Origin of the sequence: Corynebacterium breve (assembly GCF_030252165.1) — a bacterium.
Taxonomy (GTDB): domain Bacteria; phylum Actinomycetota; class Actinomycetes; order Mycobacteriales; family Mycobacteriaceae; genus Corynebacterium; species Corynebacterium breve.
In genome coordinates, this window is record NZ_CP126969.1 from 1,626,898 (window position 1) to 1,651,820 (window position 24,923).

General features: G+C 57.8%; 28 protein-coding genes and 2 tRNA genes. 12 read left to right on the top strand and 18 right to left on the bottom strand.

Annotation, left to right across the window (positions count from 1 at the left end; all coding sequences use genetic code 11):
• Positions 1-29 precede the first annotated feature (29 nt).
• Both QP027_RS07905 and QP027_RS07910 read right to left on the bottom strand, forming a co-directional pair.
• Entirely contained in the window at positions 30-860 is an 831-nt protein-coding gene (locus QP027_RS07905) for a serine hydrolase domain-containing protein (RefSeq protein ID WP_284823860.1), read from the bottom strand.
• Between the two features lie 231 nt (positions 861-1,091).
• On the bottom strand, positions 1,092-1,448 hold the full coding sequence (locus tag QP027_RS07910) for a hypothetical protein (protein ID WP_284823862.1): 357 nt from the start codon (positions 1,446-1,448) through the stop codon (positions 1,092-1,094).
• A 432-nt stretch (positions 1,449-1,880) separates the two neighbouring features.
• Here QP027_RS07910 and QP027_RS07915 point away from each other — a divergent pair, with 432 nt between their 5' ends.
• The 3 genes from QP027_RS07915 (at position 1,881) to QP027_RS07925 (ending at position 4,852) form a co-directional block, all read left to right on the top strand.
• Positions 1,881-3,005, top strand: a complete 1,125-nt coding sequence (locus QP027_RS07915; RefSeq protein ID WP_284823863.1) for an SGNH/GDSL hydrolase family protein — start codon at positions 1,881-1,883, stop codon at positions 3,003-3,005.
• A 227-nt stretch (positions 3,006-3,232) separates the two neighbouring features.
• Complete coding sequence (locus tag QP027_RS07920) at positions 3,233-4,159, top strand: SGNH/GDSL hydrolase family protein (RefSeq protein ID WP_284823865.1); 927 nt, start codon at positions 3,233-3,235, stop codon at positions 4,157-4,159.
• A gap of 42 nt (positions 4,160-4,201) precedes the next feature.
• A complete protein-coding gene (locus tag QP027_RS07925; protein ID WP_284823867.1) occupies positions 4,202-4,852 on the top strand; it encodes a GNAT family N-acetyltransferase in 651 nt (216 codons plus the stop codon).
• On the opposite strand, the gene QP027_RS07930 is transcribed toward QP027_RS07925, so the two are convergent.
• The 3 genes from QP027_RS07930 to QP027_RS07940 all read right to left on the bottom strand — a co-directional run bounded on the left by QP027_RS07930 (position 4,849) and on the right by QP027_RS07940 (position 5,854).
• On the bottom strand, positions 4,849-5,103 hold the full coding sequence (locus QP027_RS07930) for a hypothetical protein (protein WP_284823868.1): 255 nt from the start codon (positions 5,101-5,103) through the stop codon (positions 4,849-4,851). The two genes, QP027_RS07925 and QP027_RS07930, sit on opposite strands and share 4 nt — an antisense overlap.
• 80 nt (positions 5,104-5,183) lie before the next feature.
• The gene (locus tag QP027_RS07935) at positions 5,184-5,720 is read right to left on the bottom strand and encodes an excalibur calcium-binding domain-containing protein (RefSeq protein WP_284823869.1); all 537 of its coding nucleotides are present in this window, start codon (positions 5,718-5,720) and stop codon (positions 5,184-5,186) included.
• 60 nt (positions 5,721-5,780) lie between these two features.
• Positions 5,781-5,854, bottom strand: a tRNA-Ile gene (locus tag QP027_RS07940).
• A gap of 214 nt (positions 5,855-6,068) precedes the next feature.
• Between QP027_RS07940 and QP027_RS07945 the strand changes: the two genes are divergently transcribed.
• Both QP027_RS07945 and QP027_RS07950 read left to right on the top strand, forming a co-directional pair.
• Positions 6,069-6,144, top strand: a tRNA-Asn gene (locus tag QP027_RS07945).
• Positions 6,145-6,216: 72 nt separating this feature from the next.
• On the top strand, positions 6,217-7,431 hold the full coding sequence (locus tag QP027_RS07950) for a multidrug effflux MFS transporter (protein WP_284823870.1): 1,215 nt from the start codon (positions 6,217-6,219) through the stop codon (positions 7,429-7,431).
• Here the strand turns inward: QP027_RS07950 and QP027_RS07955 are convergent.
• On the bottom strand, positions 7,428-8,291 hold the full coding sequence (locus tag QP027_RS07955) for a YwiC-like family protein (protein WP_284823871.1): 864 nt from the start codon (positions 8,289-8,291) through the stop codon (positions 7,428-7,430). The genes QP027_RS07950 and QP027_RS07955 overlap by 4 nt on opposite strands.
• Positions 8,292-8,362: 71 nt before the next feature.
• Entirely contained in the window at positions 8,363-8,518 is a 156-nt protein-coding gene (locus QP027_RS07960; protein WP_284823873.1) for a hypothetical protein, read from the bottom strand.
• A gap of 105 nt (positions 8,519-8,623) precedes the next feature.
• Here QP027_RS07960 and QP027_RS07965 point away from each other — a divergent pair, with 105 nt between their 5' ends.
• Positions 8,624-8,881, top strand: coding sequence for a hypothetical protein (locus tag QP027_RS07965; protein WP_284823875.1), 258 nt, complete (start codon positions 8,624-8,626; stop codon positions 8,879-8,881).
• Here the strand turns inward: QP027_RS07965 and QP027_RS07970 are convergent.
• The 5 genes from QP027_RS07970 to QP027_RS07990 all read right to left on the bottom strand — a co-directional run bounded on the left by QP027_RS07970 (position 8,878) and on the right by QP027_RS07990 (position 13,452).
• Positions 8,878-9,831 carry a Ppx/GppA phosphatase family protein gene (locus tag QP027_RS07970; RefSeq protein WP_284823877.1) on the bottom strand — a complete coding sequence of 318 codons (954 nt, stop codon included), beginning with the start codon at positions 9,829-9,831 and terminating at the stop codon, positions 8,878-8,880. The two genes, QP027_RS07965 and QP027_RS07970, sit on opposite strands and share 4 nt — an antisense overlap.
• Complete coding sequence (locus QP027_RS07975) at positions 9,828-10,406, bottom strand: DUF501 domain-containing protein (RefSeq protein ID WP_284823879.1); 579 nt, start codon at positions 10,404-10,406, stop codon at positions 9,828-9,830. The genes QP027_RS07970 and QP027_RS07975 overlap by 4 nt, the downstream gene beginning before the upstream one ends.
• Positions 10,407-10,426: 20 nt before the next feature.
• Positions 10,427-10,945: a septum formation initiator family protein gene (locus tag QP027_RS07980; protein ID WP_284823880.1), complete on the bottom strand. Its 519-nt coding sequence runs from the start codon at positions 10,943-10,945 to the stop codon at positions 10,427-10,429.
• Between the two features lie 305 nt (positions 10,946-11,250).
• A complete protein-coding gene (gene eno / locus QP027_RS07985) occupies positions 11,251-12,528 on the bottom strand; it encodes a phosphopyruvate hydratase (RefSeq protein ID WP_284823882.1) in 1,278 nt (425 codons plus the stop codon).
• Between the two features lie 123 nt (positions 12,529-12,651).
• A complete protein-coding gene (locus QP027_RS07990) occupies positions 12,652-13,452 on the bottom strand; it encodes a lytic transglycosylase domain-containing protein (RefSeq protein ID WP_284823884.1) in 801 nt (266 codons plus the stop codon).
• Between the two features lie 200 nt (positions 13,453-13,652).
• Here QP027_RS07990 and QP027_RS07995 point away from each other — a divergent pair, with 200 nt between their 5' ends.
• Positions 13,653-14,081: a hypothetical protein gene (locus QP027_RS07995; RefSeq protein WP_284823885.1), complete on the top strand. Its 429-nt coding sequence runs from the start codon at positions 13,653-13,655 to the stop codon at positions 14,079-14,081.
• Here the strand turns inward: QP027_RS07995 and QP027_RS08000 are convergent.
• Positions 14,078-14,689, bottom strand: a complete 612-nt coding sequence (locus QP027_RS08000; protein WP_284823888.1) for a MazG nucleotide pyrophosphohydrolase domain-containing protein — start codon at positions 14,687-14,689, stop codon at positions 14,078-14,080. The genes QP027_RS07995 and QP027_RS08000 overlap by 4 nt on opposite strands.
• A 29-nt stretch (positions 14,690-14,718) precedes the next feature.
• Here QP027_RS08000 and nadC point away from each other — a divergent pair, with 29 nt between their 5' ends.
• Positions 14,719-15,591, top strand: a complete 873-nt coding sequence (gene nadC / locus QP027_RS08005) for a carboxylating nicotinate-nucleotide diphosphorylase (protein WP_284823889.1) — start codon at positions 14,719-14,721, stop codon at positions 15,589-15,591.
• 3 nt (positions 15,592-15,594) lie between these two features.
• Here the strand turns inward: nadC and dnaG are convergent, their stop codons facing one another.
• Complete coding sequence (gene dnaG / locus QP027_RS08010; RefSeq protein ID WP_284823890.1) at positions 15,595-17,484, bottom strand: DNA primase; 1,890 nt, start codon at positions 17,482-17,484, stop codon at positions 15,595-15,597.
• Positions 17,485-17,556: 72 nt separating this feature from the next.
• Here dnaG and QP027_RS08015 point away from each other — a divergent pair, with 72 nt between their 5' ends.
• Together QP027_RS08015 and QP027_RS08020 are read left to right on the top strand one after the other, a co-directional pair.
• Positions 17,557-17,991, top strand: a complete 435-nt coding sequence (locus QP027_RS08015; protein ID WP_284823892.1) for a guanyl-specific ribonuclease — start codon at positions 17,557-17,559, stop codon at positions 17,989-17,991.
• The gene (locus tag QP027_RS08020; protein ID WP_284823894.1) at positions 17,984-18,235 is read left to right on the top strand and encodes a hypothetical protein; all 252 of its coding nucleotides are present in this window, start codon (positions 17,984-17,986) and stop codon (positions 18,233-18,235) included. Before QP027_RS08015 ends, QP027_RS08020 begins: the two co-directional genes overlap by 8 nt.
• Positions 18,236-18,302: 67 nt before the next feature.
• On the opposite strand, the gene QP027_RS08025 is transcribed toward QP027_RS08020, so the two are convergent.
• On the bottom strand, positions 18,303-19,574 hold the full coding sequence (locus tag QP027_RS08025) for a deoxyguanosinetriphosphate triphosphohydrolase (protein ID WP_284823896.1): 1,272 nt from the start codon (positions 19,572-19,574) through the stop codon (positions 18,303-18,305).
• Between the two features lie 107 nt (positions 19,575-19,681).
• Between QP027_RS08025 and QP027_RS08030 the strand changes: the two genes are divergently transcribed.
• Entirely contained in the window at positions 19,682-21,676 is a 1,995-nt protein-coding gene (locus QP027_RS08030) for a TPM domain-containing protein (RefSeq protein WP_284823898.1), read from the top strand.
• A 6-nt stretch (positions 21,677-21,682) separates the two neighbouring features.
• Here QP027_RS08030 and QP027_RS08035 read toward each other — a convergent pair whose 3' ends face one another.
• From QP027_RS08035 to QP027_RS08045, 3 genes are read right to left on the bottom strand one after another with little or no spacing between them, the layout of a single operon-like run.
• On the bottom strand, positions 21,683-22,156 hold the full coding sequence (locus QP027_RS08035) for a hypothetical protein (RefSeq protein ID WP_284823899.1): 474 nt from the start codon (positions 22,154-22,156) through the stop codon (positions 21,683-21,685).
• 7 nt (positions 22,157-22,163) lie between these two features.
• A complete protein-coding gene (locus tag QP027_RS08040; protein WP_284823901.1) occupies positions 22,164-22,667 on the bottom strand; it encodes a hypothetical protein in 504 nt (167 codons plus the stop codon).
• On the bottom strand, positions 22,667-24,049 hold the full coding sequence (locus QP027_RS08045; RefSeq protein ID WP_284823903.1) for a glycine--tRNA ligase: 1,383 nt from the start codon (positions 24,047-24,049) through the stop codon (positions 22,667-22,669). The genes QP027_RS08040 and QP027_RS08045 overlap by 1 nt, the downstream gene beginning before the upstream one ends.
• A 362-nt stretch (positions 24,050-24,411) precedes the next feature.
• Here QP027_RS08045 and QP027_RS08050 point away from each other — a divergent pair, with 362 nt between their 5' ends.
• Positions 24,412-24,867 carry a metalloregulator ArsR/SmtB family transcription factor gene (locus tag QP027_RS08050; protein ID WP_284823905.1) on the top strand — a complete coding sequence of 152 codons (456 nt, stop codon included), beginning with the start codon at positions 24,412-24,414 and terminating at the stop codon, positions 24,865-24,867.
• The last annotated feature ends 56 nt before the right edge of the window (positions 24,868-24,923 follow it).

The following is a 24,923-nucleotide window of genomic DNA, read 5'->3' on the forward strand; positions in this document are numbered from 1 at the left end:
TAACACTTGATCCCCCGTTTAATCAAGCTCTACTTGAGGGTTAGGAGCTCGTCGGCAAGCGACGTATTGGTGTCCTCCCACAGCGGCTTGGCCCAGTTGCCAAACTGGCGGTTAGTCAAACAAATCGCAGCTGTACCTGCCAATTCGTGATCCGACCAGGACGGAACAGCCCACAAGTAGGTTCCCGCCATCCCAAAATGGCCCACTGTTTCTTCCGGCACGCCAGTACCCATCCAGTGCGGGGCCTTTCGTCCACGGATTTCGAATCCAAGGCCCCACGGACACGGTTTTTGCATGCCATAGCCTGGGACAAGACCGCGGAGTTCCGGAAACTGTGGAGTAAACGCTTCACGCACAGTGGATTCGTGCAGCAAGGTGGGCTGAAGCAGCTCGCGGGCAAACTTCTCCATGTCAGCAACAGTCGATCGACCGTCATGGCCCGGCGAACCATAGATAGCGGTGTCATCCATCCCGAGCGGGCGAAATACGCCGTCGCGCGCATAGTGACGCATCGCTATGCCGGTTTCCTCTTCCAAGATGTCCGCGAGCCACTCGAACCCTGCGGAAGAATAGATGCGACGCTCCCCCAGAGGGCGCTCCTGCTCTCGCGAGGCAAATCCGACTCCCGATGCGTGGGCCAGGAGATGGCGCACTGTTGAGCCTTCGGGGCCGGCGGGCTGGTCGAGCTCGAATACTCCCTCTTCCACCGCCATGAGAAACGCGTAAGCCGAGAAAAGTTTGGTCACGCTCATTAGGTGAAAGATCCTGTCCACGTCGCCATGTTCAGCTTCCGTCGAGCCTACGACCGCAGCCGCTACGTCATTGACAGGCCAGTTCTCGAAGTACTTGGAGAGGTTCATAAACGATCATCCTACTGTTCGGATGATTCTCCGCCCGCGCTACCCAACCCCTCTGCCCGGCCGGATGCGCTTCGTCGCTAAGCATCTAGCGACTGCGAGTGTCAGTGAATCCTGGAAGCGGATCATACTCACTGCCACAGGGCCGAAATCGTTCGCGACAGGATTTCGCAAGCTTGGTCCATCACGACCTCTGGTGTAAGGCCGCGATAGATCTGAGCACGCTACGGTGTTTTACTTTCCAAGCAAGCTTGGTGTGAACGCGAAGCCCAGCGCATCAACGATGACATCAAGAAGGCTCAGCAGCGAGTTCAGCGCAGGCAGCAGCTTGAGAAGCAATGGCGCGAACGGACCCGCTTCCGCCTTCACCAGATCGGAGCTCCCCTGACCAAAGTCGCCCTGGTCTTCCAGTTCCACGTCACCGAGTTCACTGGACAGCGCCGAGGATCCCGAAGCATCTTCGGTATCTTCCTGCGTGGTCACGGTTGTGTTCTGTGTTGGTTCCGCCGCGTAAGCCACGTTTGCGCCAACCCCTGCAAAGGTGAGCGCACACGCGCTGGCGATAGCTACGATGCTGCGAGAAATCTTCATAGTCTTTCTTCCACTTTCTGATTATGACTTCACCTAGAGCTATCGACGCTCAAGCCCCAGCGTTACTTTCAACTGGTCATAGAGAAAGCTGTCACTTGCCGACGATTGCCTGTGCGCCACTTTGACGCACCTTCCTGAGAATAGTCGCACTTTCTCTTATTTTCTCTGCATTTGACTCAGATTGGAGATTGCAGTCGTTGCGCAATGACTGGGATTAGAAACATCACAAGAACAGACAACTCATGTTTGCAACTTCCACTTTTGCCCACTTCTGCTGATTCCACTGCCGCAGGATTAGTCGCCTACCCCCATCGAAAACTAAATGACCTGACCCTTTTCTCCATATTGACGCTTTTCACAGCGAAGTGTACACAAATTTCAATTATCTACACTTAGCTCGCAGATTCTTTCCAGAGCATTTAGTATTTAGCCATGTTCTTCTTACCTGTCTTCTCTCGCATCGTTTCCACGATTGTCACCGTCGCCTTCATGGTGTTCTCGGGACCATCGCTCCCTCCACCTACTTCGTCCGTCCCGACCACTACTACTGCGACTTCAACGTCAGCAAAGCCAACTCCGGACAAGACCACTCCGGTAGAGCCGACCTCCGAGGAAACCACCACCGAGGACGAGACCACCACGGCAGAGCCAACCTCCGAGGAAACCACCTCCGAGGAGACCACCACGGCAGAGCCAACCTCCGAGGAAACCACCACCGAAGAGGAAACCACCACGGCAGAGCCGACCTCCGAGGAAACCACCACGGTAGAGCCGACCGAGCCAACCGAAGAGCCTGGACTACTGAAGTATGTCGGCCTCGGCGACTCTTACGCTGCCCTAGGATCGACCGATGTGGAACACACCGGCCCAGCTAACTGCTACCGCTCCACCGACAATTACGGTGGCAACATCATCGGTTCGGGTCACGTTGAAGGTGAAGACATTTCCTGCTCTGGCGCAGAAACCGACAGCATCACCGGCTGGCAGTTCAAGCCAGACGACAACTCACTGCTACCGCCACAGATTGATCAACTCGAGGCGGATACCGAACTCATCACCTTGACCATCGGAGCAAACGACCTTGGTTACTGGGATGTATTCCAGTGTTTCCAGGGCCACATCATGAGCATGACCCCGTCCGACTGCGCAACCAAGCACGGCCCAAATGTGGAGACTGAGCTCACCAAGCTTCCAGCGAAGCTCGATGATGTCTACACCCAGATCAAGGATCGCTCTCCTAATGCACGCATCATCACCGGCGGATACATGCCACTTCTTGCGCCGGAGGACAACTGCACTGAGATTACGCTGATCTCTCAAAAGGACCGCGAGTGGATCATCGATTTCACCAACGAACTCAATGTTGAGGTGAAGGCCGCAGCAGAGCGCAACGGCGCAACCTACGTCATGCCTGACAATGTGGAGGAGCACACTGGCTGCGCGCCTTACAAGGAGCGTTATGTTGACTTCTTCGGAACCAATACCGGCGCCTACCCATTCCACCCGACTGCTTTGGGTCACCGCGTGATGGCTCAGGCAATGCTGGACGCCATCTAAATCAAACCTCACCGATCAGTTAACCCCGCTAACCGCTGCCCTGGATAGCGGGGTTTCCCTTGGCCCACCACTTTGTACTGTGTTTTTGCTTCCGGCGTGAAGCTTTTCAACCCCGGGGGTAGCAGGAAGCAACCCTCCCCATCACGCTACCGGCGAGTTTCCTGAGCGAATAATTAGAAATATATCTCTTATTAGACAGGTTCCTAGGCAGTATCTAAGATCTAGCTATGATTTTTACAACGATTCTGCAACGTTTGATGGTGATCTTCTCCGCCATTGGGCTTATTTTCGCATCCGGCTCATCTTTCCTTACTGACGGATCTAGCGGATCGGGCGACGGGTCGTCGTCAAGCGAGGTCGAAGAATTCGAGCCAACCCCTGTTGCACCGGAGGACCGACTGAACTACGTCGGACTCGGCGATTCCTACGCAGCATTGGGATCGAAAGATGTTGAACACACTGGTCCAGAAAATTGTTATCGCTCCTCTGACAATTACGGTGGCAACATCTTGGCGTCCGGACTTGTTCAAGGCCAAGATATTTCCTGCTCTGGCGCCGAGACGGACAGCATTACCGGTTGGCAGTACAAGCCGGACGATGACTCCTACCTACCGCCCCAGGTTGATGTACTGAGCGAAGAGACCGACCTGATCACTTTGACCATCGGCGCGAATGATCTGGGCTACTGGGACATCAAGAATTGCTTCCAAGCACACATCACAGGCTTTACTCAGTCGGCTTGCAAAGATGAACTCAGCGAGACCGTGAGCGCCGAGCTACAGGCCTTGCCCGCAAAACTTGATGATGTCTACGCAGAGATCGACACGAAGGCCCCCAACGCGCGTGTCATTACGGGCGGATACCTGCCGATCATCGCGGCTGGCGACACGTGTGTCGAGTTGGCGTTCATTTCGCGTCCCGACCGTGAGTGGATCATCGATTTCACCAACGAACTCAACACCGCTGTCAAAGAAGCCGCCGAGCGCAATGGCGCAACATACGTCATGCCAGCAAACGTCGAGGATCACACCGGCTGCGCGCCAGTCAACCAGCGCTACGTAGACTTCACCGGTGCTGTAACAAAGGCATATCCGTTCCATCCGACCGCTCTGGGACATAAGGCCATGGCTCAAGCAATGCTCAAAGCTATCTAAGCCTCCCCAGCGGTCCGGCGCGATCGGCATTACTCTTGAAGCATGACCGAAAGCGCGATCACTTTTCGCCCCTACCGTCCCACCGACGGTGCCTCGTTGATTTCGATCATCAACGAGGCTTTCGGCGTTGATCAGCGCTTCACCGATCCGCTCACCATCGATCGCTTCCTTGAGTTATACCTCCAATCCTCCTTGGTCAGGGCTACCTGGACTCAAGTGGCATTGCTTAACGACGAGCCCGTCGGCCTCATCGTCGGCTCCGTGCCGAAGGAGCCCCGCGTGGATGGTCAACCACTGCGTGTAATCCAAATGCTGTCACACGTCCTACAACTTGTGCCGAGTGCATTTCGCAACCGTAGAGTGTTGCGTGACTGGTTCGGTGAGCAGCTTGCCTATGCACAGGCCCTACGCAATGCCAAAAAGCAGCACGCTGTGAGTGATACCGAGTTGGTGTTGTTTGTCGTCGATGAGCATGCCCGCGGCACCGGAATCGGTACCAAGTTGTACGACAATTTCAAAAATTACCTGCGCAGCCTCAACCGCTCAGGGTTTTTCTTGTACACCGATTCCGACTGCACATGGCAGTTCTACGAGGCGAAAGGCATGCGCCGGGCCGCCGACGTCCGGCGCAAGACGCTTCTCGACGAACAACCCCGCACCATCCACAACTACGTCTATATCGGCGAGGCCTAAAACCAAACACTCGACGTTATCGGAAGCCCCGAAAACGGCGACCACGGCATGATCGGACCATAATCAATTTCGACATCGACATATCGAGCGGTCGCGTGAAGATCAGCCTGACGGAACTGGACTTCGTCAGACTCAATTCTCTGATATTCCCCTCGCGCATCGGCGCAATCGTGGGCTTGGGCTGCGCCTGCGTTTGCGAGCATGACCCCACCTGCCAATGCAACGCTAGCGATTGTCTTCAAGAGTTTCATATGGTTCAACCTTCCCGAAAAGAACTAGGTTGTATATATAATCATACTTTCTTGAGGTTTAGCTAACCGGAGGCGATCAGCTAGCGCGGGTCGATTTCGCAAGCAACTCCATCAGTGTCGGCGTCGAGGTTTCGAACATAGCCGGGTTCACCTTCCTCCAGAGGACGTTCGAGCTCATTCCACACGTCAGTGCAATCTCGGTAAACGTCGTTTGTAGGTTGGTCCCCAGCCGGCATCATCACCGCGCCCGCGATCAAGGCAACTGCCGCACCTGCTGACACCACCGGCCAACGACGATCTGTCGGCTGGGGAGTTTCGACACTCCCCATGCCACGCACGAGCTCAGGAGTGTCCGGGCCAAGCAGAGCTGTTAACTCTCGGTGCGAGCGCAGGATTTCCTCGTGCTGCGCCGCCTTTTTCTTGTCTTGCTGAGCACAGTAAAACCACCACGCTGCCGGACCAATGAATGCCAGACCGACGAGAATGCCGCCGAGCCTGCCCCACAGACCCTCAGCCGCCACGAGCGAATAGACAATAAGGGCAATGCCACTCACTGCGCCAATCCAGGCCAAGCTCTGGGCAAATACTGAGGGCTTTCCAAGGGGTGAGGTGTCCATAACAAGGATCATAACCTGCGGCGTAACGTGGGATAACGATGTCGTCGCAAAGCGAAAATGTGGGGCCAGCGGGGCTCGAACCCGCGACCAGCGGATTATGAGTCCGCGGCTCTAACCGACTGAGCTATAGCCCCCGAGCAAGAAATTGCTTGGTTGATTATATCTGCACCGGACAGGAAGAGAGCAATCGCCTAGTCACGTGCCGAAATCCCAGTAAGAATGTGAATTACACAAACGTAAATAACGATTTTAAAATAGTAGATGACCTCGCGATTTGTGTTGTTTGTAAGCTTCGGGCTAAAGTAACTAAACGTTGCACAGAGCAAGACCGCAACAAAAACAACTTAATCCCGCATAGCTCAGTTGGCAGAGCAATCGACTGTTAATCGATAGGTCACTGGTTCGAGCCCAGTTGCGGGAGCCATCACCCGGGACAGCATCTGTCCCGGGTTTTCTTTCGTTATCCTTAGCGAACCACAAGCCCAAGGAGACACACGTGCGCGCCAGCAAGCCAGAGAGAGCTATCCCTACCCCGATCCTGATCACGCTTGCTCTGTGCAGTGGGTTCGCTCCTTTTGCCATCGACACCTATCTGGCAGGCCTGCCCGTAATCGCAGAGGATTTGGGCACCTCCGCCTCCCTCACTCAGCTCACTCTCACGGCCTTTCTGCTTGCACTCGGGTTGATGCAGCTCATCGTCGGCCCAATGTCGGATCAGATGGGGCGCAAAAAGTTGATGCTAGCGGGCTTGCTCGGCGCTGCTGCGGCATCGGTGGTGTGCGCACTGGCCCCCAATATTTGGGTGCTTATCGTAGGGCGCATTTTGCAGGGAGGATTCGGCGCTGCGGGCGTTGTGCTTGCACGTGCCTCGGTTGGCGATTTCGGCCGAGGCATTGGCGTTGCCAAGGCATTCGCCTTGTTGATGTCGATCCAGTCGCTCGCCCCTCTTGTCGCCCCACTCATCGGTGGAGTGCTTGTGCCCACTCTGGGATGGCGCAGCGTGTTCTGGTTTCTTGCGATTCTGTCGGCTGGGCTTTTTGCCGCCGCGCTGTTTCTTGTCCCAGAGTCACTTCCCGCCGAGGAACGACGCCCTGGAGGTATAAAGTCCTCGCTCCACGACATGTCAGCGCTAGTTGCTCACAAGCGCTACATGGCGCCGCTGACGGTGTTCGTTGCCACGTTTTTGGTGATGTTCGCCTATATCTCCGGCTCCCCCTTCGTCCTTCAACGCATCGGAAACCTTGGCCCATCGGCATACGCCATTACATTCGCGACGAACTCGCTGATGCTATTGGTGATGAACCTTGTCAGCGCTCAGCTGGTGCCCCGCCTCGGTTCTGTCCGACTCGTGAGGTTCGGCCTTGTGCTCTCCGCCGTGGCAGTAGTGTGGCTGACCTTTGGTGTCGTGGCGCTTTCTACGGCTTCGTGGGCGATGATCCTCGGGTTTTTCGTGCTTGTTAGCGCCTGTGGCTTGATTATGCCGAATGCTTCTGCCATTGCGCTCGAAGCATCAGGCAACCGCCGTGGGTCCGGCTCCGCGCTAATGGGAGCGGCCCAATTTCTCCTCGCCTCCGGTGTCGCTCCGCTAACGGGAATTGGCAACGGCACCACGGCCGTTCCGATGATTCTGGTAATGCTTGCCGGCTTAGCCGCGCAGCTCGGTTTCTTCCAAATACTCAAACGAGAAGACACACGCGAGCACTACATTTAGATCAGCGTCGCGATCACGCCGGCACAGGCGACTAGGAGGACGGGCACTTCCGCCATTCCGACCGTGCGGGCTGTCCACGGTCGGCCCTGCCGCGCACTAACCGGCAGCCACCAAGCCCGAAACAAGGCAATCACCATCGTAAGGATCAGCAACACCGACGCCACAGCGCCAGCCTTACCGACGACCACCAGCGCCACAACAATCGCCAGCGCCATGACATGGTACGCGACGGAACCGTAGAAAAAGCGCTGGTTCCCCTTCTCGCGCACCATGGTTTTTACCATCGGGATGGTGCCGGTGAAATACAGGGCAAGGAAGATCGCACTCCCCCATGCCGGAAGAGCGATTTCGCCCATCGTGGTGTTCTGACCAGACATCACCAAAACCGGAAGCAGGATAGCCGATGCGATGGTCGTCGACACGCCTGAAACGACGGACCGAGCCCGCCCGTGCAGCGTCTCCCACACCGCTAGGGTGACCAAGGGCGCGAAGAACAAGGCCCACCACACCAACTGAGGCTGCGCAAAAAGGGCCGCAACGATCCCCACCAGAGAAACCGGGCCGTATACCAACACTGGGGCAAGGTACTGTTTCTTCCTTCTCGCAGTTCGGGCCCGGGCCACCAAGCCGAAAGCGAAGAAAGCGAAATAGCCGAAGAACCATGCAACGAGAATCGCGGGCACCGCAATGAAAGGGTGCCAGGTGAGATCTTTGGAACGCGACATCGCCACAACAGCGCCAACAAGGCCCAGCGCCGCGGGCGAAATGAGCATTGCCCACGCCCCGTGCTGATTAGGCACCCAGGCGCTAATGCCCTTCTTCCGCTTCTTGGTCGGTGCTTTCGGCGCGGTGATTGTCACGTCTTACTCCACAAAACTCGAGGGATCAAACTTTCGGTTGATACGTTCGAGCCTAGCAGTGGTATGACGAATTAGGAAGATTCGGCAACTGAGTGCTGCGCGACGCCACTTTCATACACATAGTCAGTGGGATCATCCTTGATGCCTGCGAGTGTCACTGCCGAAACAGCAATGATGGACGACACGAGGTGTCGTCGATAAGCACCAAAATCGCTGGCATGAGACATAATTGATAAATTAGCTCATCAACCAAAAGTATGCAGCTGTTCAGAATTGCGCGTACCCCCACCTGTGCCACACATGGATATTTTCTCGCTGTTATTATGGCGACCATGATTCAATTCGTCGTCGGAGCAGCTGCCGGTTACGTGCTCGGCACAAAAGCCGGCCGAAAGCGCTACCACCAAATCAAAGATGCCACCGCGAAAGCGGTCAACTCCCCTGTGACACAGCAAGTTGTTCGCTCGACCCGTAAGGCCATCGCGGATCGTCTCGACCCAGATCCGCGTATGAGGGAAGTCAAGGATCTTCGCCGGGGCCGAAGCACTCGGAACATCGGCGACGCCATCCTCGAACCCGACGAGGATTAGAGTTCGCTAGCAAGGCCTGCGACGATGCCGTCGAGGATGTCCTTTTCACTGATCACAAAGGAATCGATGCCGGTGAGCTTTTGAACCACCGTCATGATCTCTTCGACAATGACCGCACCAGAGCCAATCACGTCTGCGCGCCCAGGGTGAATCACCGGCTGAGCCGCGCGCGCTGCCGACGACGTAGCGATCAGCTGCTGCGTAATCAGCCGAAGGGCCTGGAACTTCAACTCAGACATGTGGATCTCGCGCGGATCATAGCGCTCTAGCCCCTGCGCCAACGCAGACAAAGTGGTGAAGGTACCCGCGCAGCCCACAAAGGTACGAGCTTTTGCCAGTGGCACAATCATCGAAGTGTCTTCGAGCCGCTCCGCGACGAAATCGCGCGCGATGTCCTGCTCCGAAAGAGTTGGAGGGTCAGAGAGCATCATCCGCTCAGTCAGGCGCACGCACCCCATCTGGTTGGAGTGGGCCCCCATGATCTCACCGTCGGAGGTGCCGACAATAAACTCCGTCGAACCACCGCCTAGATCGATCACGCAGTACGGCTCCCGATCGTCTTCGATGTCCAGCGTCGCGCCACGGAAGGAAAGCTGCGCCTCTTCCTCGCCAGAAATGACCTCGGCCACCGCGCCAGGTTGAATGCGCCCCAAGAGGCGCGCGGTCATATCGAAAAACTCCTTTTGGTTCGACGCATCCCGGGTAGCGGAAGTAGCCACCATGCGCACAGCCTGCACATTCTCAAACTCCATCTGCTGAACAAAGCGCTGCAGCGCTTCTTCAGTGCGCTTGAGCGCCTTCGGGTTCAGCTCACCGGTGGCATCCACGCCCTCTCCGAGGCGAACGATTTCCATCTCGCGAGCAATCTCAACATGCTTGGTCGCCGAAACATCCGAAATCAGCAAGCGGATTGAGTTGGTTCCGCAATCAATAGCTGCAACACGCGTCATAGCAGGGCCTCCCCCGTTGCTTCCTCGACGGCCAAGTTTACGGAATCTTTGATACCAAGCTCTTCTACTGTTGGCCAGTCCTGCGGAATCGCCGTGCCCCGCAGGTTCATGTGGTCGGCAGCCAGCGCCACGGCTTCCGTGCCCAGGCGGAAATGGTGTGGTCCCTCCGCGAGAGCGTAGGCAATGAGCACATGCAGGCACTTGACGCGATCCGGCATGCCACCGCCGGAAAAGTCAGTTCCCAAATCTTCCATCTTGTTACGTTCCGCCAGGAAGTGCTCGTGGGCGGCGAGGTAGTCGTCGGCAAGCTCTTTGTCGGTACTGAGGCGAGCCTCCATCCATTTCATCACCTGAGCGACCTCAAGGCGCGATGCCTCCGCGGTCAGGCGCGGTTCGGTGAGGTAGTAAAGGGTTGGGAACGGGGTGCCATCATCGAGGCGAGGCACCGTTTTCACTACTGCGGGCTGGCCGTCAGGCGTGCGGTAAGAAATCTCCACCACACCACGCGGACGACGCCCCAGCTGCTGCTGGACGATGTCCAAATCCTGCTCAAGACTAGATTCGCTGGAAGTCATGCCGACTATTGTCGCACAGGTTACTCAACAACAGGAGTTGCAGGTGTTGCCAGGGAATCCCACGCCACTTCGGCCCACGTGCGATCCGGCCCCGGATCCTCTTCGGGGTCGGTTGTCACGGCAGCATCGTCGTCCATGCGCGGATCGATGATGCGCCACGCTGTCTCACCAGGCTCGATCATGCCGAGCCGGCGACGGGCTTCCTGCTTAATGAAGTCCTCGTTGCTGTACTTGTTGATATCCTCGATCAGCTCGTTTTTCTGCTCTTGCTTAGCGACGATCGACTCGTTCAGGCGGGCCAGCTCGCTGCGGCCTTCGTAATACGTCCGGAGCGGTACCGCGATCGCGATGAGCACGATCAGGACCACTGTAATGATGATCGTGATACCGACAATGTCGCCTTTCAAGCTGAAACGGTTGTCGAGTTTCTTCGGTTTTGGCAGGTTCTTCTCTGCATCACGACTAGCCACCGGCACCAAAGTTGGGGTGCGGCGGGGTCTGCGCTTGGCGCCGGTGTCTGATGTGGAAGATGTGGCCATAGTGATTACTAAGTGTACGCGGGATGCTTTCGGGCACGGGTAAGGACACGTTGGAGCAGAAGCGGCTGGCGGTCGATGGCGGTCGATGGCGGTCGATGGCGGCCCCTAGGCCAAAGTGACCTTTACAGAATGGCCTTTACCGAGTGACGGAGTTCGGGCTTGTCGGTAAAGGCCGGTCTGTAAAGGCCAGTTTGAGCGAAGTAGGCGAAATGGTCACTCGCTGGACCAAATTCACGACTTCAGAAGTGACGAAACCCCGCCTCGGCTCCGAAAGGAACCGCGGCGGGGTCAAGTTGGTTCAGGGCTTAAGCCTCGAAGCGTGGGAAAGCGGACTTGCCTGCGTAGACAGCAGCGTCGCCGAGCTCCTGCTCGATGCGCAGCAGCTGGTTGTACTTAGCAACACGCTCGGAACGGGCAGGTGCACCGGTCTTGATCTGGCCACAGCCGAGTGCGACAGCGAGGTCAGCAATGGTGGTGTCCTCGGTCTCGCCAGAGCGGTGAGACATCATGCAGCGGTAGCCTGCGCGGTGAGCCATGTCGACAGCGTCGAAGGTCTCGGTCAGAGTACCGATCTGGTTAACCTTAACCAAGAGAGCGTTTGCAGCCTTCTTCTCGATGCCTTCTGCAAGACGCTTCGGGTTGGTGACGAAGAAGTCGTCGCCGACGATCTGGATCTTGTCGCCCAGCAGCTCGGTCATCTTGACGTAACCGTCCCAGTCGTCTTCGTCCAGCGGGTCCTCGATGGAGACGATTGGGTACTCGGCGACGAGGCCTTCGTAGACCTTGATCATCTCGTCGGTGGAAAGCTGGCCGCCTTCGAAGTTGTACTTGCCGTCTTCGAAGAACTCAGACGATGCGACGTCGAGTGCGAGTGCGACGTCCTTGCCAGGCTCGTAGCCCGACTTCTTGATTGCCTCGAGGATCAGGTCGAGCGCTTCCTTGGTGGAGTCGACGGAAGGAGCGAAGCCGCCCTCGTCGCCAAGGCCGGTGGACAGGCCACGGTCGCCGATGACCTTCTTCAGGTTGTGGTAGACCTCTGCACCCATGCGAAGTGCCTCGGAGAAGGTCTCTGCGCCGATTGGAGCAATCATGAACTCCTGGACATCCACGCCGGAGTCAGCGTGCTCGCCACCGTTGACGATGTTCATCATTGGGACTGGGAGAACGTGTGCGTTAGGGCCACCGACGTAGCGGTAGAGAGGCAGACCAGCGGACTCAGCTGCGGCCTTTGCTACTGCCATGGAGACGCCGAGGATGGCGTTTGCGCCGAGGCGGGACTTGTTCTCGGTGCCGTCAAGGTCGATCATTGCCTGGTCGATTGCGCGCTGGTCGTCAGCCTCGAAGCCTGCGATTTCGTCAGCGATTTCCTCGTTGACAAACTCGACTGCCTTCAGCACACCCTTGCCCAGGTAGCGGTCGCCGCCGTCGCGAAGCTCGTGTGCCTCGTGAGCACCGGTGGACGCACCGGAAGGTACGCCTGCGATGCCGTGAGCACCGTCATCCAGGAACACCTCTGCTTCTACAGTTGGGTTACCGCGGGAATCCATAATCTCACGTGCAAATGCATGAATGATGTCAGCCACTGATTGTCTCCTCTAGGACTAGAAAGTTATTTTCTTTCGTGTCCAATTGTTCCAGAAAACTGACGGCAGGGTGTGGCGCCCACCAAATTACCCCTTTTGATGTGACCAAACACCCAGGGAAAACTACCGTACCGCAGGCTGCCCCATGGCGTAGGCGCCCGCCGCGTCACGAACTTTGAGCAGGTAGTCATTCGATTGGTTGTAGGCGAACACCGCGTCGCGCCACCCCTCGGGAGTTGAAAGGTCACGACCGTCGGCGCACAGCAGGTTAGCGGCAGTCAAAGCTGCATCGTCGATTTGCTGCGGATCTGGGTCGTTGTCGCCATTCGCATCGCGACCATAGCGCCGCCACGACTCCGGGATAAATTGCATCGGCCCCATCGCGCGATCATATTCACTGTCGCCGTCCCACTCGCCGTTGTCAGTGTCTGGAATATGGGCAAAGCCGGGAGAGCCATCCAGCGGAACGCCGATGATCGGAGGTTCGGCCAAGCCTTCGTCGTCAAGCTTGCCCTGATCCCAGGTCCTACCGGTATAGGTGCCATGGCGCGTTTCCACCCAACCGATGCCGGCCAAGGTATTCCACGCGAGGTTGCACTCAGGCCACGCGTCGCGTGCGATCAATTCAGCGTTGCCGTAGGCGCGCACGGCCTGCGGATCGATGTAGGTCGCGTCAGCGATTGGTTGCGCCCACTGCGCCAATTGATCCGAGGTGCGACCGGGGCCGTGCACGTCGATGAGCGGTGGCGCTTCGGCAACAGCAGGAGGAACGTCCTCGGGCACTGGTTGGAGGTTGCGCGGGACGATGGCCGGGGCGAATGCCGATAACGCCCACGCGACGATGGCGATAACCAAGATAATGGCTAGCACGACGGCAGTGATAGCGGCGATGCCGCATCCAGCTGCGCGACGAGGTGAAGTCATGAGGTCAAATCCTACCGTGACAGCCCCGAGAAACCGGTATTCGCAGCTCCGCCTTTGCAAGGTTCCCATACACCTTGCACCTGACTCCCAGATAACAGTTATGTCACAGTTTTACCTTTTGCCCCTTCCGACCCAGGCGCACCAGGTGGATTCCGCTAGCTTGAGAATGTCTCTCCCTCACATTTCCCGAAAGGACTCCCATGTCTCGCTTTACCCGCCTCGGCGCAACCATCGCAGCAGCAGCACTCACCTTCGGACTCGCAACACCAGCCCAGGCACAAGACGCAAACGTCTTTGACCTGCTCAAGACCATCAACGCCGGCGTTGAAAACACTGACTGCAGCACCTTGGGCACCGTACTTCGTGGCGCAAAGCTTGTCGACGACACCACCACCCGCAGCCAGCTGGTTGCAGACCTCAACTCCAAACTTGGCGACGACGCCACCATGAAGCTTGTCAGCGGCCCGACCATCAACAAGCTGGGCGACCGCGCCCTGGAATGCAAGATCGTCAAGGCCGATAAGCTCACCCCGGCTGATCAGGCGCTGCAGTTCGCATCGAAGCTGTCTGCGGAAGCCGGCCTGCCGGAGCTGCGCAACGTCGCTCCCCTGCTGTCCTCCAATCTCTAGCCGTCGCGCTTTTTGCCCTCCTGCCAGAGGCGATCTTGTTCGGCCTCGCCGACAATGCCAGTCGAGCCGTCAAAGAGGTACGGGGCGCGCGAACGCATTTTGTTGGTGAACGATTCGGCGACATCGTAGAAGTCGAAGGCGCCTCGTCGTGAAGCAATTTCTGCATGGAAGAACACCTGGAGAAGCACGTCGCCGAGTTCGCGCATCAGCATCCGATCATTGACCCCAGAACGAACCGCAGCCGCGAATTCCTCCGTTTCCTCCTTGAGGTACGGCAGCAACGAGCGATGGGTCTGGCCGATCTCCCAGGCCCCGCGGTCACGGCTCGTGCGCATTGTCTCCACGGCCTGCAACACCTTGTCATGGCGACTTGCAACTTCGAATACCGTTTCGCCTCGCTCCTTGCGTCGGGCTACTTCGGGGTCGTGCGGGTTCGTCGTCAATAGTGTGCCCCATCCAGTCAACCCCTCACGAGTAGGTAGCTCCGCTATGCTCCATCGCACGGACACTGGAACCTCCCCCGTGCAGGTCACAGGCGATTCCAAGCGCGAAAGTGCGCCCATCGGAATCAGTTCAGGCCACCGAGGATCCAACACAATGACGGTCATGGCCCCATCCTATGCCTACGATGGTCGCTATGACTGACCAAGCAAACGGACTCAACCGTACCGATACGCTCCGGGCCATTCACCGCGCCATGGAAGAAGACCTCTACTACGGCCCGGATATCACGTCGATCGCGACCGTGGCTGAATCTGCCCGCGCGGTTGCGGAGGTACGGACTCGCCAAGAAGGGGTCGTATCAGGCTTGGAGATCATCGCCTGGACTCTGGAGACCCAAATCCCCACGGAGAAGTTCTCTGTAGCTTTGCTTGTCGACGACGGCGCACGCGTCGTTCCCGGCGACATCGTCGCCCGCATTGAGGCCCCCACCCGAGCGCTTCTGACTTGTGAGCGCACTTTTCTCAACCTCATCGGTCACATGTCGGGCATCTCCACTGCCGTCTCTCGCTGGGTGAGAGAACTCGAAGGCACTCCGACACGTGTTCGCGATTCGCGCAAGACCCTGCCCGGCATGCGCGAAATGCAAAAGTACGCGGTGCGCGCCGGTGGCGGAATCAATCACCGCATGGGGCTTGGCGACGAAGCCCTGATCAAAGACAATCACGTCATCGCGGCAGGTTCTGTTGTCGAAGCTTACTTGGACGTACGCCGCATGTACCCCTCGAAGTTTTGTGAAGTCGAAGTGGACTCGTTGGAGCAGTTCGAGGCTCTCCTGCCGTACAAACCCGACATGATCCTCCTAGATAACTTTTCTGTGGACGATGTCGCCACGGCTGTGTCCAAGCGCAATGACCAGGCCCCTGAGATGCAGCTCGAGGCTTCGGGTGGACTCACCCTGTCCGATGCTCGCGCTTATGGAAATACCGGCGTGGATTTTGTCGCCGTCGGTGCACTCACTCACTCGGTCGACGTGCTCGACCTTGGCCTGGACTTCCTCGAGCAGTAGGGACTAATTGCGCAAGGCGCGGTCATTGAGTTCTCGGCGCGCCTTCTCCAGTGCAACAAGGTCGGAGAAGAGCGAGTTGTACGCCACCTCATCATCCGACGGGCGCATCCGCTGCAGCTGGGATTTCAGTTGCGCGATCTGGTCGCTTACGCGCACTTCTTGGAGGCGCGACAACACCGAGTCGGCGTGGGGCTCCATGTTTTCGGCATGAATCGGCTCAATGGCCAGCTGAGATACGAAGTTCCGCCCCGCGAGATCCTTCATCTCGCCCGAAACTGCGGCGAGCCATTCCACGCCGCTTTGGGCGTTGGCTGCGCCGCCCGCATCCGTCATCGCTTGGCGAACCTGCCGGTACGCATCGTTGGTAAACGCGTCCGGATTGATACCGTCAAAATAGCTGCCGGCAGCGTCTGGGTACTGCAACGCGATCTTAAGAGCCTCACGCTGCGCCCATAACCTTGGATCGTTCGGGTTTGGCGCAATAAGCATCGGTGCCTGTGTGTTTTGCACGGAATCGGCTGTGGGGCGGTCAAACACTCGCTGCTTCTTCTGCGAGGGGTTCTTCGCCTCCGCGCGGACTTGGCGCATCACTTCACTTGGATCGGGCCACCCCACCCACCCTGCGAGCTGGCGGGCATACTCGGTTTGCAGCGCATTGTCGCGAATTTGGGCGACGACGGGAATGGTGCGCCGCAAAGCTTGCAACCGAGACTCTGCCGTATCTAGTGGGTAGTCCTTCAACAGCGAATTGATCACGAACTCAAACATGGGAATGCGGCTGGCCACCAAATCACGCACGGCGGCATCGCCACGCTCGAGGCGCAGGTCGCAGGGGTCCATTCCGTCAGGAGCAGTGGCGACGAACGACTGGCCCGTAAACTTCTGGTCCCCCTCGAAAGCGCGCATCGCGGCCTTCTGGCCGGCCTCGTCACCGTCGAAAGTATAGATGAGCTCGCCGCGGAAGTAGTCGTCGTCAAGCATGAGACGACGCAGGATCGCCAAGTGCTCGGAACCGAACGCTGTGCCGCACGATGCCACGGCAGTCTTGACACCTGCCGCGTACATCGCCATCACGTCTGTATAGCCTTCCACGACCACAGCCTGGCGTTCAGAGGCAACGTGCTTCTTTGCCAAATCCACTCCGAAAAGCACCTTCGACTTGTGATAGAGCATCGTATCCGCGGTATTCATGTATTTGCCCATTTTGTCGTCGTCGAAGAGCTTGCGGGCACCGAAGCCGATGACATTGCCGGACAAGTCTTTAATGGGCCACAGCAGGCGACGGTGGAATTTGTCGATGGGACCGCGGCGGCCCATCGTCGATAAGCCTGCGTCTTCGAGCTCCTTGAATTCAAAACCTTTACGCAACAAATGCTTGGTCAGGGTGTCCCAACCATCCGGGGCATAGCCACACTCGAAGGTGTAGATGATGTCCTGACTGAATCCACGGTTGAGCAAGAAATCACGCGCAGGCTTTGCCTCTGGCGTTTCCAGCTGTTCGCGATAGAACTCATGGGCTGCCTTGTTCGCCGCGATCAAACGCGCGCGGGTGCCGGGCTTGACGTCACGAGCACCCGTCGAACCGCCCTGGTAATTGATCTGGTAGCCGATCATGTCGGCGACAGACTCCACAGCCTCGGGGAACGTCAGGTGTTCCATTTCCATGAGGAACTTGAAAACGTCGCCACCCTGGCTCGTAGAGAAGCAGTAATAGAAACCTCGCGCCGGGCGGACGTGGAAAGACGGCGTCTTCTCATCCTTAAACGGCGACAGTCCTTTCAGCGAATCGTGACCCGCCGGCTTCAGCTGGACGTACTCCCCCACGATCTCTGCGATGTCAGCGCGCTCACGGATCGCCTCAACATCGGAATCTGGAATTCTGCCCTTAGCCATGAAACACATCCTACATACTGGGAATCTCTGCCCCAATGCATCCGCAAAAACGCCATGGGGCACAATGGGCGCATGGCCAGCTCCGGACAAAAGGGCCGTAAGACCGTGCCCTCCATCATCGCCAGCGTTGCACTGCTCGCAGTCGCTGGAATCTTCGGCTTCAACAACCTTCCTGACGAAGGCGAGACGACACCAAAAACGCAGGTGTCGTCGGCAAGCGATGCGTGCTCAACTTTGCCCGACGAGGCGTACGACACCATCGACGACATCTATGCCGGCGGGCCATTCGAGTACCCCGACAACGACGGTTCCCGTTTTGGTAACTATGAGGGAGTGCTTCCCGACGAAAAACTGGGCTACTACCGCGAATACACCGTTGAAACTCCTGGATTGTCGCACCGCGGGGCCAAACGCATCGTGACAGGTGGCGACCCAGCCCATGACCCCGACGTTTTCTACTACACCGACGATCACTACGAAACCTTCTGCGAGGTGACCGATGCTTAGACGACGACGCAACCCGATCCTGATCACGGCCCCAGTCGGCAGCCTGTCTGACCTATACAAAGCTATCGCCACGGTGGTCTACCCCGCCGACCGACCGGCCCCAACCAATCTTGATGGACTGGCCGACCTGCTGCGCGAGTACCGCGTGCGTCGTGTGTTGTGCTCCGACTGGAATATCCCAAGTGAAGACACGCGGCGCGTGCATCGCATGTTCCGTGACGTCGGAGTTGACCTGATCAGATAGTCATTTTTGGTGCCTTGCGCAAAAGCGTCTGGAAAACCAGACGCTTTTGCGCAAGGTTACTTTTGCCCTACCCCAAGAATCCCGCTAGCCCTGAAGATCGCTTCGCAATGCGTTCCAATCGCGACTCCGTCATTGACGCAATCTGATCGATGATCACGCGCGCCCGCTCTTGATCCGTCTCCGCTTCCATCCACCAGGCGGCGAACATCGTGTCCAAAGTGCCCGGCGCGCCGGCGGTGAGGTAATCGTGGACTCGGTTGATTCGATCGCGTTGGCGATCCTGCCTAGCCACATGCGTCGGCATATCCATCACGTAAAGCACCGCCACCGTCTTCAACAGGCGCACCTCAGCATCAGCATCGGGCGGAATGATCAAATCTCCATGCATCCGCCCGAGCTTCGGCTGGTCCGCCTCTTCTGTCGCGGTGATCACGGCGCCGACATACCTACCGACGAGTTCGCTGGTAAGCCTCTTTAACTGCGTCCAGCTGCGCAAGGTGTAGTTGAACTCAGCCCCTTCACCAATTGCCGGGAGCGCACGGAGCCTATCTGCTGCTTCGAGAAGCTCCTCAGCTGTGCCTCCAAAGGCCTTTGCGCCTTTCTCCGCCAGCTGCGCTAGCTCGACAAGATCCCACAGCACCTGCAGGGAAATTCGTCCAGAAATGATGCCGTCTTCTACGTCATGCACCGAATAGGCGATGTCGTCGGAGAAATCCATCACTTGGGCTTCCATGCTTGGGCGTTCGTCGACGTGGCCTTCGCGGATCCATTCCAAAATGTGCGCATCTTCGTCGTATGCACCGTATTTGCGGTTTTTGGACCCGTCGGGGTTCGTTGCCGTGCGCGGGTATTTGCACGCCGCGTCCAGTGCCGCCCTGGTGAGGTTGAGTCCGACGGAGTGGTCGTCGTAAAGCACTTTCGGTTCAAGACGGGTCAGAATGCGCAGAGTCTGAGCGTTGCCTTCAAAGCCTCCTGCCTCTTGGGCCAGCGCATTGAGGGCGTTTTCGCCATTGTGTCCGTACGGGGGGTGGCCAATGTCATGGGTGAGACCCGCCATATCGCACAAATCCGAGTCAAGGCCAAGCCCGGTGCCAATACCCCGGGCGATCTGCCCAACTTCGAGCGAGTGAGTGAGGCGAGTACGGGGCGTATCCCCGTCCTGAGGGCCAACGACCTGCGTCTTGTCCGCTAGACGACGAAGCGCCGCCGAGTGCAGTACACGTGCCCGGTCGCGTGAAAATGCGCCCCGGTGGTCCGCCTCCGTGTTTTTATACTGCGAACCCTTGGGTCCTTCGGGAGCCAAGCGAGCCAGATCGGCCGCTGAGTATTCATAGGTCATAACAGTTTTTCAGCCTATCTGGGAATTCGATAACGATGTGGCCAGACACGATAAGCTTTCGGGATGCTTTCCGGCAACGTCAAGGTTTGACCGCTAATCTAGTGTGCATGACTGCGCAACACTTCAAAGCCCTTCTCGCCGCTCCACTTTTGGGTGGCGCTGTTGCACTTGCCTGCGCGCCGGCAGCACTCGCCCTGACTAGTGATGTAACGGTGCAAGCCCAGGCCCAAGCAACGATGGAGCCGGTGCGCCTCACGACTGCGGTAACTGATGCCTCAGGCATTCTCTCTGCGACCGATATTGCAGCGATCGAGGATGCAATCGACCAATTGCGCTCAGAGCGCCAATTGAACGCTTATGTCGTGTACATGCCGAGTTTCGGCGATTACCAGCCGACCGAGTGGGCAGAAAAGGCTGTGGCAGCAAACGGCGGTGACAATACGGCCGTGATCGCGATTTCGCCGGAGGAGCGCCTCTACGGCATCCACGTCGGTTCGCAGTGGACTCAGGCCCAACTCGACGACATGAACGAGGCCGCATTCAGTTCCCTGTCCAACGACGATTGGGCAGACGCCGCCGTCAACGCGCTGCAGGCGGCTACCCCAGGTGGCTCCTCCGGTGAAAACGCCACCTGGCTGGGCGCGGGTGCAGGTGCGGTCGCCCTGACCGGCGGTGGACTGTGGGCGTACTCGCGCAGGAAGAACAAGAAAGAGTCGGCGGCGATGCTGGAATCGTCCCGCGACATCGACCCGGCCGATACTAGGTCACTGGCGAAACTCCCGACACAGACCCTAGAACAGCTTGCGCAGGATACCTTGGTAGCGGTCGACGAATCGATCCGGTTGGGACGTGAAGAGTTGGATCTGGCGACGGCAGAGTTCGGACCCGACCGCACGCGCTCATTTACCGCTGCGATGAACACCGCGAACTCTGCGATGCAGCGCGCTTTTGAAATCCAGAAGCGCCTCAATGATGCGATCCCCGAAACCGAGCCAGAGAAGCGATCCATGCTTGTGGACATTATTTCGTCTGCTGGTACAGCTGACCAAGCGTTGGACCGCAAGTCTGAAGAGTTTTCCGAGATGCGCAATCTGCTCATTACCGCCCCGGATGCCATTGACCAGATCACGCAACGCACCGTATCGATTCGCACCCGTATCGAGCCAGCCCGTGAGATTCTCAAAGATCTGCAATCTCGCTACTCCGACGCGATGCTGGACTCGATCGAAGACAACGTAGAGCTCGCAGTGGCATCGCTCCAAGAAGCCGAGAACAATCTCGACTCCGCCCGCGAGCTTGAGTCGCGACCGGCCGGACAGCAGGGGGCGTTGGTGGACCACATCCGCACCGGCGAGCACTCCGTTGAGGTCGCTGATAATCTGTTGCGCTCGATTGAAAACGCGGATGCCAATATTCGCAATGCCCAGGCAAATTTGCCGGCCCTCATCGAGGAAATCGAGGGCGAGATCGTCGAAACCGAGCGACTCAAGGCAGCAACTCAGTCCGGCGCACGCATCAACGTCAGCACGCTTAACGACGTCGCGCACCGGGCCCGCTATGCACTGCAAGAAGCGCGCGCCATTGCGAATCAAGACCCGCTAAAGGCGTTCACTGATCTCACGCACACGGATGCTGAACTCGACGAAGCTATCGCTGACGCCCAAGGCGCAGCCCGTGACCAGGAGCGCCAACTAAGCATCCTGGATCAGCAACTCAATGCGGCCGCAGCTCAGATTCAGGGCGCGGAGGATCTCATTGCGTCCTACGGTCGCGTGGTGGGTTCCCAGGCCCGCACCCTATTGGCAGAAGCGAAGCGCCAACATGCGGATGCACTTAACCGACGCATCAATGACACGCGGAACGCCATCGAGCTTGCCCGCATGGCAACTGAATCGGCGCGTCGTGCTGCACGCGCGGCACAGAACGACATCAACAATTACCGCAATCGCCAGGCAGCGGGGACCTTCGGCGATATCGCCCAAGGCATTATCATCGGCTCAATGCTCTCCGGTGGCGGTGGCTCCCGTGGCGGCTTCGGCGGCGGAGGATTTGGCGGCGGAGGCGGCGGCTGGGGTGGCGGTTCCCGCGGCGGCTCGTTCTAGGGCCTTCTAGGTCAGTGTCTGGCGGACTGGGGAGTCCACCAGCACCAGCGCCCAGGTCAAGAACACTAGGTCGAGGGTGGGAACGTCGTCGATAGCTGGCCCGTCTAAAACCTCGACCCGACCAGAAATCAATGGATTCACGGTGGCGACAATATCGCCCCAGTCATTGACAATGTTGCGCTGCTTGCTCCACCAGCGATTGCGGTTCAATGCGTAGTGGCGTCCGTCGCATTCTCCTTCGAGCTGCGACACTGTGAAGCCTTTTTGGCTCACTCGATACAGGGTGCCGTCGACACTCGTAGCCCTCACAACAAAATGCTGTGGGCCGGGGCTGTACTCGATGAGGAGTCGTTGCTCACCAACAAGGAGCACATCGGAGCGCACAAGTGCAATGGGGTTAGTGTGGGCATCAAAAAGTTCATTGCCCTCCCACACCCATTTTCCGCCGGTGCCGCCTGTGAAGATGCCCGCTTTGTCCATGATTCGCCTAGAAGATGAAAACCAGTAGTCCTACTGCGGTCAAAAGCAACAGAGTCGCGATCAGTGCAACCGACGAACCCATTGTCTTGGATTCCAGTGCAAGGCGCGATGCCCAGGCCAAGCCGACGATGTCAGTCGTCGGCAGTGTAGTTTCGCCTTCGAATTCGAGATTCGCATTTCGCACGCCGTGGTCGCGCCCAGAGAACTGCGCGACTTTGGCGCCGGTGGCATCGTCGATGATCCAGTCGCTGGAGTCTTCGTTGACCATGAGATACTGGCGTCCCTCAATTGTCACCGGGATCTCCTTGGAACGCTTCAGCGGGCCAGTGCGGACGACCTCCGCACCTGCGACCGTCGCCACTGCAGCGTTTTCTACCGCCACAGCGAGATCCCAACGCTGGCCACCCACGAGTGCCGAGCGGTCGCCAAACTCCGCCACAACCTCGGGGCCTTCCTCGGCGAGCAGTTTGAGGTTGTTCCGATCCGTGCGATCCCAGCTGACCCAATGCATTAGCAGCCCACCAGGCGAGCCGCGAGGTATGCCTCAAGCTCGTCGATTTTCACGCGCTCCTGCTCCATCGAGTCGCGCTCGCGCACGGTCACCGCATTGTCTTCGAGTGAGTCGAAGTCGAATGTGACGCAGAATGGCGTTCCGATCTCATCCTGGCGGCGGTAGCGACGACCGATTGCGCCGGAGGTGTCGTAGTCAACGTTCCAGTTCATGCGCAGCTTCTGGGCAAGGTCCTCCGCAGGTCCGGACAGCTCAGGCTTCTTCGAAAGCGGCAGAACCGCGACCTTGACAGGTGCCAGACGGCGGTCAAGCTTCAAAACGACACGCTTATCGACGCCACCCTTAGCGTTTGGTGCCTCATCTTCAAAATATGCATCGACGAGGAATGCCATCATCGCTCGTCCCAGGCCTGCAGCAGGCTCAATAGTGTACGGGGTCCAACGCTCTTCGGCTTCTTGGTCGTAGTACGACAGGTCCTCACCGGAGCCCTCGGAGTGGACTCGGAGGTCGTAGTCGGTACGGTTTGCGATGCCTTCGAGTTCGCCCCACTTGGAGCCTTGGAAGCCGTACGCGTACTCAATATCTACGGTGCGCTTGGAGTAGTGGGACAGCTTCTCCTGCGGGTGTTCGTAAAGGCGCAGGTTTTCTGGGTCAATGCCTAGGTCGATGTACCACTGGTGGCGGTTGTCGATCCAATACTGGTGCCATCCTTCGTCGGTACCTGGCTTGACGAAAAACTCCATCTCCATCTGCTCGAACTCGCGGGTGCGGAAGATGAAGTTGCCCGGCGTGATCTCGTTACGGAATGACTTACCGATATTCGCAATACCGAACGGAGGCTTCATTCGTGCGGACGTCATGACGTTCTTGAAGTTCACAAAGATGCCCTGTGCAGTCTCCGGGCGCATGTAGTGCAGGCCCTCTTCGTCGTTCACCGGACCAAGGAATGTCTTCATCAGGCCAGAGAACTCGCGTGGCTCAGTCCACTTGCCGGGCTGACCGGTTTCGGGATCATTGATATCGGCAAGACCGTTGACTGGCGGGTGGCCGTGCTTTTCTTCGTACGCCTCCAGAAGGTGGTCTGCGCGGTAGCGCTTGTTGGTGTGCAACGACTCGACCAGAGGGTCAGTAAACACCTCGACGTGGCCGGAGGTCTCCCAGACCTGGCGAGGCAGAATGATCGATGTGTCCACTCCGACAACGTCGGCGCGGGACTGGACCATGTGGCGCCACCACTGACGCTTGATGTTTTCCTTAAGTTCAACGCCAAGCGGACCATAGTCCCACGCGGAGCGCGTGCCACCGTAAATCTCACCTGCCGGGTACACCAAACCTCGGCGCTTACACAGGTTCACTACGGTATCAATTAGGGACGCAGCCATGGAACTAAATTCTCCTCTGGTAGGGGGATGAAAACTCTCAACCAGTGTAGCGGTCAAGATTAGCGAATGCCCCATGCCCCTAGCGTTCCCGTCACGGGAGTTGTAATTCGGCGACTTAATTGTTTTAATACCCCCGAATGGTGCGCAAAAGCGGTAGTTTCACTTCCCTAATACCTTAATTGGACACTCGTTTAATATAGTGGTTGTACGGTTGCATGAAACCGCAACCGTTGCTCAATAACTGGGGGTACCTTGCTGTTCCTCGCTCGGCACTTACGCTGGGGTTATTGACAGGAAAGTACTTTATTTATTCGCACAACAAAACTAGTCGAATAACGCATGTTATTGAACGGAGCGCACCTATGAAGGATGGTACTCAGGCAAGCATGGACAAAGTCACCAATGCGGCCAGAATAATCAGTGCCTTGGATTCCAACCTGCGCATGGCAATCCTTCTTCTGTTGTCCGAACGCGACCACGTTGTACATGAATTGGTCTCGACGCTCAATAAATCGCAGCCCCTCATCAGCCAGCATCTGCGCGTGTTGAAAAAGGTGGGACTGGTGTCGTCGAAGCGCATGGGCCGCGAAGTGGTGTACACACTTGCGGTACCTGAAGCGATCCAGCTGATCAACGACGCTGACGCTGTCGCCCACAAAGCAGACAACCCAGACGAGCTTGCCGAGCGCCGCGAGAAGCGCACCAACGAGACTGCCGGGCAGGCGGCCACTCCGGCAGCATTCTTCGGTGCACCGGACGACGAAAGCACAAGCCGTGACCCAGGACTAGAACCAAACACTCCACATCCGAGGCCTTGACTTCTGCCAATGATCGTTGTGATTGCTTGAAGCTGGTAGCCTTTTAGGCGAAAGTG

Coding starts and splice junctions, on each gene's coding strand:
- QP027_RS07905 (WP_284823860.1), bottom strand. CDS start 860: ATGAACCTCTCCAAGTACTTCGAGAACTGGCCTGTCAATGACGTAGCG.
- QP027_RS07910 (WP_284823862.1), bottom strand. CDS start 1,448: ATGAAGATTTCTCGCAGCATCGTAGCTATCGCCAGCGCGTGTGCGCTC.
- QP027_RS07915 (WP_284823863.1), top strand. CDS start 1,881: ATGTTCTTCTTACCTGTCTTCTCTCGCATCGTTTCCACGATTGTCACC.
- QP027_RS07920 (WP_284823865.1), top strand. CDS start 3,233: ATGATTTTTACAACGATTCTGCAACGTTTGATGGTGATCTTCTCCGCC.
- QP027_RS07925 (WP_284823867.1), top strand. CDS start 4,202: ATGACCGAAAGCGCGATCACTTTTCGCCCCTACCGTCCCACCGACGGT.
- QP027_RS07930 (WP_284823868.1), bottom strand. CDS start 5,103: ATGAAACTCTTGAAGACAATCGCTAGCGTTGCATTGGCAGGTGGGGTC.
- QP027_RS07935 (WP_284823869.1), bottom strand. CDS start 5,720: ATGGACACCTCACCCCTTGGAAAGCCCTCAGTATTTGCCCAGAGCTTG.
- QP027_RS07960 (WP_284823873.1), bottom strand. CDS start 8,518: ATGTCTCATGCCAGCGATTTTGGTGCTTATCGACGACACCTCGTGTCG.
- QP027_RS07965 (WP_284823875.1), top strand. CDS start 8,624: ATGATTCAATTCGTCGTCGGAGCAGCTGCCGGTTACGTGCTCGGCACA.
- QP027_RS07970 (WP_284823877.1), bottom strand. CDS start 9,831: ATGACGCGTGTTGCAGCTATTGATTGCGGAACCAACTCAATCCGCTTG.
- QP027_RS07975 (WP_284823879.1), bottom strand. CDS start 10,406: ATGACTTCCAGCGAATCTAGTCTTGAGCAGGATTTGGACATCGTCCAG.
- QP027_RS07980 (WP_284823880.1), bottom strand. CDS start 10,945: ATGGCCACATCTTCCACATCAGACACCGGCGCCAAGCGCAGACCCCGC.
- QP027_RS07990 (WP_284823884.1), bottom strand. CDS start 13,452: ATGACTTCACCTCGTCGCGCAGCTGGATGCGGCATCGCCGCTATCACT.
- QP027_RS07995 (WP_284823885.1), top strand. CDS start 13,653: ATGTCTCGCTTTACCCGCCTCGGCGCAACCATCGCAGCAGCAGCACTC.
- QP027_RS08000 (WP_284823888.1), bottom strand. CDS start 14,689: ATGACCGTCATTGTGTTGGATCCTCGGTGGCCTGAACTGATTCCGATG.
- nadC (WP_284823889.1), top strand. CDS start 14,719: ATGACTGACCAAGCAAACGGACTCAACCGTACCGATACGCTCCGGGCC.
- dnaG (WP_284823890.1), bottom strand. CDS start 17,484: ATGGCTAAGGGCAGAATTCCAGATTCCGATGTTGAGGCGATCCGTGAG.
- QP027_RS08015 (WP_284823892.1), top strand. CDS start 17,557: ATGGCCAGCTCCGGACAAAAGGGCCGTAAGACCGTGCCCTCCATCATC.
- QP027_RS08020 (WP_284823894.1), top strand. CDS start 17,984: ATGCTTAGACGACGACGCAACCCGATCCTGATCACGGCCCCAGTCGGC.
- QP027_RS08025 (WP_284823896.1), bottom strand. CDS start 19,574: ATGACCTATGAATACTCAGCGGCCGATCTGGCTCGCTTGGCTCCCGAA.
- QP027_RS08030 (WP_284823898.1), top strand. CDS start 19,682: ATGACTGCGCAACACTTCAAAGCCCTTCTCGCCGCTCCACTTTTGGGT.
- QP027_RS08035 (WP_284823899.1), bottom strand. CDS start 22,156: ATGGACAAAGCGGGCATCTTCACAGGCGGCACCGGCGGAAAATGGGTG.
- QP027_RS08040 (WP_284823901.1), bottom strand. CDS start 22,667: ATGCATTGGGTCAGCTGGGATCGCACGGATCGGAACAACCTCAAACTG.
- QP027_RS08045 (WP_284823903.1), bottom strand. CDS start 24,049: ATGGCTGCGTCCCTAATTGATACCGTAGTGAACCTGTGTAAGCGCCGA.
- QP027_RS08050 (WP_284823905.1), top strand. CDS start 24,412: ATGAAGGATGGTACTCAGGCAAGCATGGACAAAGTCACCAATGCGGCC.